Source organism: Limosilactobacillus ingluviei DSM 15946, from assembly GCF_001435775.1.
Lineage (GTDB): Bacteria > Bacillota > Bacilli > Lactobacillales > Lactobacillaceae > Limosilactobacillus > Limosilactobacillus ingluviei.
This window is the reverse complement of the sequence record NZ_AZFK01000051.1, coordinates 1-818: the sequence shown is the minus strand read 5'-3', so window position 1 is coordinate 818 and position 818 is coordinate 1. Positions and strand designations below refer to the sequence as shown.

Annotated in this window: 1 protein-coding gene; it reads right to left on the bottom strand. The window is 45.7% G+C overall.

Going from position 1 to position 818, the window contains the following annotated elements:
• Positions 1–161: 161 nt before the first annotated feature.
• A partial coding sequence (locus FC43_RS06650) for an RNA-guided endonuclease TnpB family protein (protein ID WP_156648324.1) occupies positions 162–818 on the bottom strand: 657 nt, incomplete at its 5' end.

Genomic DNA, 818 nt, shown 5'->3' with positions numbered 1-818 from the left:
GCCCTAAAGGACGTGGCTTGTGAGCAAACACCCTTCTGATGAGTGCTTGAACCACAATTTGCATAGATAGGCCACTGCGAACAGTTCTACGAACTGTTTCGTCTTACACGGCAATTACCAATGCCTTTAGCGTCCCCAGGTTGCCGTAGGGACGGATCAAGTTAGGCCAGTTTTGCAATTCCTTTAGTCAGAATATTTTGTGCGGCATTATGGTCACGAATGTGATGAACATGACACTCTGGACATGTCCATTCCCGGTCGGCCAGAGTGAGCTTCTTCGTACTTCCGGTTCCCATGACAAAGCCACAATCGTGACAGGTTTGCGTAGTATTCTTAGGGTTCACCGTAATGAATTGGCGTCCATAAAATTCAGCCTTATACGTCAGCATTTCTAAGAAGGTCCGCCAGCCCACATCAGCAATACTCATCGCCAAAGCGTGGTTCTTTAGCATGTTCTTGCTCCGCAACTCTTCGGCAACTACTAAATCGTGGTTCTTGATTAATGTAGTTGAGAGTTGGTGTAAGAATGCTCTACGACGGCTAAAGATTTGGGTATGAATTTTAGCCACCAACAATCGTTGCTTTTGATAATTTCTACTTTCTCGCAAAGAACGATGTTCTTTCTTAGCTCGTCGGGCACGACGTGACAAAATGCGTTGAGCTTTAGCTAACCGTCCCTTAATGGTTCGATAGTAGCGTGGATTAGCAATCACTTGACCATCGCTAGAAGTCAGGAAGTTTTCGGTATTGAGATCAATTCCAACTTGCCGGTTAGTCTGCTTTGACATCGTGACAAAAGGAGCGTCTGACGCTAACTG